The sequence below is a fragment of the Xanthomonas sp. NCPPB 3761 genome, from assembly GCF_041475705.2.
Classification (GTDB): Bacteria; Pseudomonadota; Gammaproteobacteria; order Xanthomonadales; family Xanthomonadaceae; genus Xanthomonas; species Xanthomonas phaseoli.
This window is the reverse complement of sequence record NZ_CM191262.1, coordinates 2,364,405-2,371,877: the sequence shown is the minus strand read 5'-3', so window position 1 is coordinate 2,371,877 and position 7,473 is coordinate 2,364,405. Positions and strand designations below refer to the sequence as shown.

The window sequence follows — 7,473 nt, the reverse complement described above, 5'->3', positions numbered from 1 at the left end:
CATCACAGTCCGATGCGTTCAGCCAGCCGCACCAGTTCGGCCAGCGATCCGGCCTGCATCTTGCGCATGGCCTGGCCACGCCGCACTTTCACGGTGATCTCGCTCAGGTGCAAGCGCGCGGCAATCTGCTTGTTCAACAGGCCTTGCACCACCAGTCGCGTGACATCCTGCTCGCCGCTGGTCAGCGACTCCCAACGTGCGCGCAAGGCTGCGGCCACCGCCTCGCTCTGGCGGCGCGCACGGTCGCGGCGGATGCCGTCCTGAATCGCATCCAGCAAGGCCTGATCGCGAAATGGCTTGGTCAGGAATTCGATCGCGCCGTTCTTCATCGCCTCCACGCTCATCGCGATATCGCCATGACCGGTGATGAAGATGGTGGGCAGGGCAACGCCGGATTCGGCCATGCGCCGATGGAACTCCATCCCGCTCTGGCCCGGCATGCGAATGTCCAGCACCAGGCAGGCGGGTACCTCGTGCAACCGATGCGCAAGGAATTGATCGGTGGAACCGAACGCGTAGACCTGCAAGCCGACCGAGGCGAACAGATCTTCAAGTGCAGCGCGCATCGAGGCATCGTCGTCGATGAGATATACCACCGGGGCCAGCTCGCTCATTGCCTGCGCTCCGTCGCGACCAGCGGCAGACGCAAGCCGAAGCGCGCGCCGCGTACGCCAGCCGGCTCGGCCCAGATCTGTCCGCCATTGGCTTCCATGATGGTGCGGCTGATGCTCAAGCCGATGCCCATGCCATCGTCCTTGGTGCTCCAGAACGCTTCGAACACATGCGCCAGTGCGTCGTCGGACAAACCTGGGCCGGTGTCGTCGATGCACAGGCATGCCCACGTTTCATCGGTGTGCGAGCGTACGTGGATGCTGCGCGCCTCGTCCGGCAGGGTGGTCAGTGCCTCCACTGCGTTGAGCAACAGATTGCCGATGACCTGCTGGATCTGTACGCCATCGGCCAGCACCGCGGGCAGGGCAGGGTCCAGCTCCAGCGACAGCGCGATGCCATGGCGCTCGGTTTCGCCGCGGGTGAGCGCGATCATGTCGAGCACGGTGCGGTTCAGATCCAGCCGCTGGCGTTGGCTGGCTTCGCCACGCGCCAGTGCACGCATGCGCGCGATGATGGCGCTGGCGCGGCCGGCGTCGGCGAGCATGCGCTCCAGTGCGGCATCGGCCTTGGCCAGGTTGGGCGGTTGCTGCGCCAACCAACGCTGGCAGGCATTGCCGCTGGTCACGATGGCGGCCAAGGGTTGATTGACTTCGTGCGCGATCGATGCGGCCAGCCCGCCCATGCTGCCGCTGCGCGTAAGCCGCAACAGCCGTGCCTGTGCGGCATGCGCGCTGGCTTTTGCCGCTTCCATCTGCACCGCCAGGTACGTGGTGACCGCCACCACCACCGCGCTGATGCAGGAGTTGATCACGCCCACGCGGTAGCTGCCGGCCGGGGTGAGATGGAAGCTGAGCACAATCAGCGCCAGACAAGTGGCAGCCAATGCAACCACGCCGGCGCGTGTGAGCAGGCGTACCGACAGCAGCACCACCAACGTATAGAACAAGGCTGCCGCCACCGCGTAGTCGGTGACGGTATCGGCCACGAAGATCGCCGCCATGCCGGCCACCAGCCCGACCATGCCAAGCAGGTCGGTACGCGTGGGTGGGGAGCGGAAGAGAGAGGTCATGCGCATGGCGGCGATTGTCTCAGCAGGCGACGCCGCCGTGACACAACCGGCGCTGGCTGCGGCGCGCGATTCATGGAACCGCGGGCTTGGGCGTCTGGGCCGCTGGCGACCACCACGGCCCGCCACCCAGGGCCTGGTACAGCGCGACGGTGTCGGCGTAGCGCGCGGCCTGTGCCTGGACCGTAGCGGCCTGCGTGCTTTGGAAGGCCTGCTGCGCCTGCAGCAGATCTGCCATGCCCACCGCACCGACCGCGTGTTGACGTTGCACCAGCGCCAGGGTGCGCTCGGCCAGCGCCTGTGCATCGGCACAGGCGCGCAGGCTCTGCGCGTCGCCCTGCAGCGCGGTCAGCGCGTTGGAAACCTCGCCGAATGCGTTCAGCACCACGCTGCGATAGTGCGCCATGGCCTGCATGTAGCCAGCTTCGGCCGCCCGTTGCTGATGCGCAAGCGCGCCGCCATGAAACAGCGGTTGCAGCAGGCTGCCGGCCACCGACCATTGCGTATTGCCGGCCGCGAACATGCGCCCGACACTGGATGCAGAGCCGCCGCTGGCCGCACTCAAGGTGATCTATGGCAAGCGTGCAGCCGCCGCCACGCCGATCAATGCGCTGGCAGCGTGCGCCTGTGCTTCGGCGGCGCGGATGTCCGGACGGCGGTCGACCAACCGCGAGGGCAGCGATAACGGCAGCTGCGCCGGAAGCTGCAACGTGTCCAGCGTCAATGCCTCACCCGCAGCGTCGCTGGGCAAGCGCCCGCCCAGAATCGCGAGCAGGGTCCGTTGCTGTTCCAGCAGTTTTTCCAGCCCCGGCACCGCGGCCTGCGCCTGTGCCAGCGCAGTGCGTTGGGCCAGCACCTGCGCTGCACCGACGGCGCCAAGCGCCTGCTGACGTTCGGTGAGCGTACAGAGCTGCTCGGCGATGGCGACCTGGGCGCGCGCCGCATCCAGTTGCGCGCGCACGGACGCCTCGCCAATGGCCGCGTTCACTACGTTGGCGGTGAGGCTCAGGTACGCCGCATCGCGCTGATCGCGCTGCGCCTGTGCCTGCGCATCGGCCGCTTCCACTTGCCGCCGCGTGCCGCCGAACACGTCCAGCGTATAGCTGACGCTGAGTTGGGCGGTGCGCAGCGCATACGGTGTGTCGATGCCGGCATCCGGCGCCGGCACCACCGAGTCGCGTTGCCGGCTGGCATCCACATGCAGATCCGCTTGCGGTAGCCAGGCACCGCGTTGCGCGGCCAGCGTCTGTTGCGCCTGGCGGAGCGCTGCGTCAGCGGCCTGCAGGTCCGGATTGGCACGCAATGCCTGCTCCACCACGGCATTGAGTTGCGGCGAACCGAAGGCGCGCCACCAGGCGGCCGGCACGTCCTGCCCGGGCTCGAACTGCTGCGCACCACCATGTGCGGTGCCGGCGGCCACGGTCGTTGCCGGTAACGCATTGGCGGTGTAGCGATCGGCAGCGGGTGGAGCGGGGCGATGAAAGTCCGGTCCCACTGCGCAGGCGGCGAGCGATACCGCCACGGCACTGGCGAGCAATGCGTTGCGAACGTTTTTCATGCGGTGGTCTCCTGGCGGCCTTGGCGCGTTGCGACGAAGGCTTCCATCAGGTAGTACAGCGATGGCAACAACACCAGGGTGAGCACTGTGGCGGTGACCAGTCCGCCAACCACCACCGTGGCCAACGGGCGCTGCACATCGCTGCCCAGGCCGGTGGCGAGCATTGCCGGTGCCAGGCCAAGCGCTGCCACCGTCGCGGTCATCAGCACCGGACGCATGCGGCTTACCGCGCCGGCCACCACCGCCTCGCGCAAGGACATGCCCACGTCGTGGCGCAGCCGGTTGATCTGCGCGAGCATCAGCACCGCGTTCAGGACCGCGACCCCGAACAGGGCGATGAAACCTACCGCGCTGGAGACATTGAGCGTCATCCCGCGCAGGTGCAATGCAGCCAGCCCGCCGATCATGGCCAGCGGCACGGCGGCAAGCACCAATGTCGGCTGGCGCAGGTTGCCGAACGCGCCAAACAGCAACACGAACATGATGCACAACGTGGTCGGCAGCACCACCAGCAGGCGCGCCTGGGCACGTTGCAGGTTCTCGAACTGGCCGCCCCACACCAGCTGCATGTGCTGCGGGTCGACGCGCACCTGCCGCGCGAGCGTGGCCTGCGCATCGCTCAGGAAACTGGACAGATCGCGCCCGCGCACGTTGAGCCGCACGATGATGTTGCGCCGGCCCATCTCGCGCACGATCACGCTCTGGCCGCTGGTGGTCGTGATGCTGGCCACCGCCGAGAGCGGTATCTCGGCACCGGTAGCGGTACGCAGGCGCAACGCGCCAATGGCCTGCGGATCGTTGCGATACCGTTGCGGAAAGCGCACGGTGAGGTCGTAACTCTTCTCGCCGAGATACATCTGCCCGATCGGGCTGCCGCCGATGCCGGTGGAAATCAGATCCGACACATCGGCCGCGTTGATGCCATAGCGTGCCGCCACCTCGCGGTCGAAGCGTACCTGCAGGTTCGGCAGGGGCGGCTCCACATCCACGGCGATGTCCGCAGCGCCCGGCACCTTGTGCAAGGTTGCGGCCACCTGGTCGGCAACGCCGCGCACCTGCTGCAGGTCGTCGCCGAACACCTTCACGGTCAGGTCGCTGTGCGCGCCGGAGAGCTTGTCCTGCACGCCGTCGATCATCGGCTGCATCATGCTCACCGTGTAACCGGGCATCTGCGCATAGCGCGCGCCGAGCGCAGCGATCAAGGCCTGCTTGTCCATGCCGGCCGGCCAGTCTTTGTAGGGACGCAAGCCCACGCTCGCTTCGATATGCGAAGGCGTCCAGTAGTCGGTGCCATCGTCGTTGCGCCCGGTCTGGGTCACCACGTACGACACCTCGGGAAATTCCAGCGTCGCCTTGCGCAAGGCATTGGCCATGGTGGCGGCCTTGTCCAGGGTGATGCCTGGCGGCATCTGCACCTGCAGCCACAGCGATCCTTCGTCGATATACGGCAAGAAGTCGCGGCCAATGCTGCCTCCCAACACCGTCAGCACGCACAGGGCCAGTACCGCGCATGCCAGCAGCCAACCGCGTCGGCCCACGCTGCGTTCCAGCACTGCGCGGTAGCGCTGCCCCAGTGTTTCCAGGACGCGGTTGTGCAGCATCTTGCGCGGCTTGCGGAACGCCAGCCACGCCAGGCCAGGAATTAGTGTCAACGCCACCAGCAGCGCACCGATCAAGGCCGCGCCCACCGCGTAGGCCATCGGCGAAAACAGCTTGTACTCGATGCGCTCGAACGCCAGCAGCGGCAGGTACGCACAGCCGATCACGGCCATGCCGAAAAAGATCGGCCGCGCCACCTGCAGCGTGGCGTCGATCGCATCGCGCGCCGTCAACGCACGCTGGCTGTTTTCTTCGCGCAGGCGCAAGACGTTTTCCACCAGCACCACCGCGCCATCGACCAGGATGCCGAAGTCGATCGCGCCCAACGATAGCAGATTGGCCGGAATCTTGAGGTGGTGCATGAAGATGAAGGCGATCAACAACGACAGCGGGATGGTCAACGACACGATCGCCGCCGCACGCGGGCTACCCAGGAAGATCAGCAGCACCACGCACACCAGCAGCATGCCTTCGGTCAGCGTGGCGCTCACCGTGTGCAACGTGGCGTCGATCAACGCGGTGCGGTCCAGGTACGGCACCACCTTGACGTCCTTGGGCAACACGCTGTTGTTGAGCTCCTCCACAGCGCTGTGGATGCCTTGCAAGGCCACCGACGGGTTGCTGTCCTTGAGCAGCAATGCGATGCCTTCGATCGTGTCCGGGTTGCCGTCCTTGCCCAGAATGCCGCGTCGCTCGACATTATCGTAGCGCACCTCTCCCAGGTCCTTGACCAGGACCGGCACGCCATTGCTGCTGCTCACCACCACGTTGCCGATGTCCTGCAACGAATGCAGCAGACCGATGCCGCGAATCACGTAGCTTTGTTCGCCACGATCCACCACGCTGCCGCCGCCATCGGCATTGTTGCTGGTGATGGCGCTCTTGACCTGCTGCAACGACACCCCGTAACGGGTCAAGCGGTCCGGCTCCAGCGCCAATGAAAATTGCGTGGTGAGGCCGCCGAAGTTGGTGACATCGGCCACGCCTGGCACCCTCTGCAGGCGTGGAATCACCGTCCAGAATTGCAGATCGGACAGCTCGCGCAGGCTGCGTGTCTTCGATTCCAGTGTATAGCGATAGATCTCGCCGGTGGGCGAGGTGTATGGGTCGAGCCCAGGAATCGCGCCATAGGGCAGGGTGACCGCCTGTATGCGTTCCAGCACGCGCTGGCGCGCGAAATAGCCTTCGGTTCCATCGTCGAAGACCAGCGTGATCAGCGACAGGGCGAACAAGCTGCGTGAGCGCAGCACATGCAGGCCTGGCGTGCCCATCAACGCGCGTTCCAACGGTACGGTGATTTGCTGTTCCACTTCTTCCGCACCCAGGCCCGGGACCTGCGTGACCACTTGCGAGGTGACATCTGCGATGTCCGGGTAAGCTTCCACCGGCAGCTGCGTCCAGCTCCATGTGCCGTATAACGCAATGAGTACGAAGACCAGCCAGACGATGCCGCGACGCTGGAAGCAGGTGGTGATGATCGCCTCAATCATTGAGCAGGGCTCCGTCCTGGATCACCACACGCTCGCCGGCCTTCAAGCCGGACAGGATCTCGGTATGCCCCTCCGTTGCGCGGCCGGTGGCCACGATGCGCGAGCGATACACGAACGGCGCGGTTTCGACAAAGACGCGCGTGTACAGCCCCATCTGCAAGAGGGCGCTATCGGGCACCAGCAACGCCTGCTGGGGGCGCGACTGGAACTGGGCGCGCGCAAACATGCCCGGCTTGAGCAGGCCGTCGCGGTTAGTCAAGGCCACCCTGACTTTCAACGTGCGGGTGGCGGGGTCGAGCAAATCATCGACGTGTTGCACGTGGCCGACGAAGCGTTGGCCGGGATAGGCATCCAGGCTGGCAGTGACCGGCTGACCTTCGAAGACCTGGCCGACTTCGCGTTCCGGCACGCTGGCGGTGAGCCACACCTGCGAGATATCGGCCACCGTCATCAGCGACGCTGATGTGTCGTTCCAGAAGCCGCCCAGCGCCGCGCTCAGGTCCACCACGCGACCGGCAATGGGCGCACGCAGGACATAGCGCCGATGCGAGCTTGCCTGCGCAGCCACACCCAGCTGGGCCAGACGATCGCTGGCCGCCCGCGCATCGTTCCCTGCGCTGTCGAAGGCCTGTTGCGCCGCCTGCAGATCGCGTGCAGCGGAAATGCTGTCTGCTGCCAGCGTCTTCTGCCGGGCAAGTTCCAGGCGCGCCTGTTCCAGCGTGGCGCGCGCCTTGCCGGCCTCGCTATACGCATTGGCAAGTTCGGCAGAATCCAGCACGCACAGCACATCGCCCGCATGCACCGTGTCGCCCAGGGTCTTGGGCAGTGCGACCACGCGCCCGGCCAAGGGCGGCACCACCCGCACCAGGCGCTCGGGCTGCACCTCGATCACGGCCGGCATCTGCAGCAGCGGGGCGATGGCTTGGCTGCGGACCGCCTGCACGCGCAGGCTGGCACGCAAGGGCGAGTGCGCCGGCACGCTCACCTGCGCGTTGGTGTGGATCAGCAGCGGCGAGGGAGCAGCCGGTGGCGGCGTGGCTCCGCAGCCAGCCAGCAAACTGCACACACAGGCAGCTGCCAGCGTAGAACGCAGGAAGAGGGACGACATGCGATGACTCGAACGGGGGAGAGGGAAGGCGTTGCACCCG

4 protein-coding genes and 1 pseudogene are annotated in these 7,473 nt (G+C 66.4%); all 5 read right to left on the bottom strand.

Annotated elements, in window-relative coordinates:
• Window positions 1-2 precede the first annotated feature (2 nt).
• The 5 genes and pseudogenes from ACCQ00_RS10475 to ACCQ00_RS10455 all read right to left on the bottom strand — a co-directional run bounded on the left by ACCQ00_RS10475 (window position 3) and on the right by ACCQ00_RS10455 (window position 7,433).
• Entirely contained in the window at window positions 3-614 is a 612-nt protein-coding gene (locus ACCQ00_RS10475) for a response regulator transcription factor (RefSeq protein ID WP_039569779.1), read from the bottom strand.
• Window positions 611-1,633: a sensor histidine kinase gene (locus ACCQ00_RS10470; protein WP_039583811.1), complete on the bottom strand. Its 1,023-nt coding sequence runs from the start codon at window positions 1,631-1,633 to the stop codon at window positions 611-613. The genes ACCQ00_RS10475 and ACCQ00_RS10470 overlap by 4 nt, the downstream gene beginning before the upstream one ends.
• Window positions 1,634-1,751: 118 nt before the next feature.
• Window positions 1,752-3,236: pseudogene (locus ACCQ00_RS10465) on the bottom strand (efflux transporter outer membrane subunit).
• Window positions 3,233-6,325, bottom strand: coding sequence for an efflux RND transporter permease subunit (locus tag ACCQ00_RS10460; protein WP_372354130.1), 3,093 nt, complete (start codon window positions 6,323-6,325; stop codon window positions 3,233-3,235). The pseudogene ACCQ00_RS10465 and the gene ACCQ00_RS10460 overlap by 4 nt, the downstream one beginning before the upstream one ends.
• On the bottom strand, window positions 6,318-7,433 hold the full coding sequence (locus ACCQ00_RS10455) for an efflux RND transporter periplasmic adaptor subunit (RefSeq protein ID WP_039569770.1): 1,116 nt from the start codon (window positions 7,431-7,433) through the stop codon (window positions 6,318-6,320). Before ACCQ00_RS10455 ends, ACCQ00_RS10460 begins: the two co-directional genes overlap by 8 nt.
• Window positions 7,434-7,473: the final 40 nt, after the last annotated feature.

Bases quoted from the DNA above. Each gene is read 5' to 3' on its own strand.
- ACCQ00_RS10475 (WP_039569779.1), bottom strand. From the start codon at position 614: ATGAGCGAGCTGGCCCCGGTGGTATATCTCATCGACGACGATGCCTCG.
- ACCQ00_RS10470 (WP_039583811.1), bottom strand. From the start codon at position 1,633: ATGGTCGGGCTGGTGGCCGGCATGGCGGCGATCTTCGTGGCCGATACC.
- ACCQ00_RS10460 (WP_372354130.1), bottom strand. From the start codon at position 6,325: ATGATTGAGGCGATCATCACCACCTGCTTCCAGCGTCGCGGCATCGTC.
- ACCQ00_RS10455 (WP_039569770.1), bottom strand. From the start codon at position 7,433: ATGTCGTCCCTCTTCCTGCGTTCTACGCTGGCAGCTGCCTGTGTGTGC.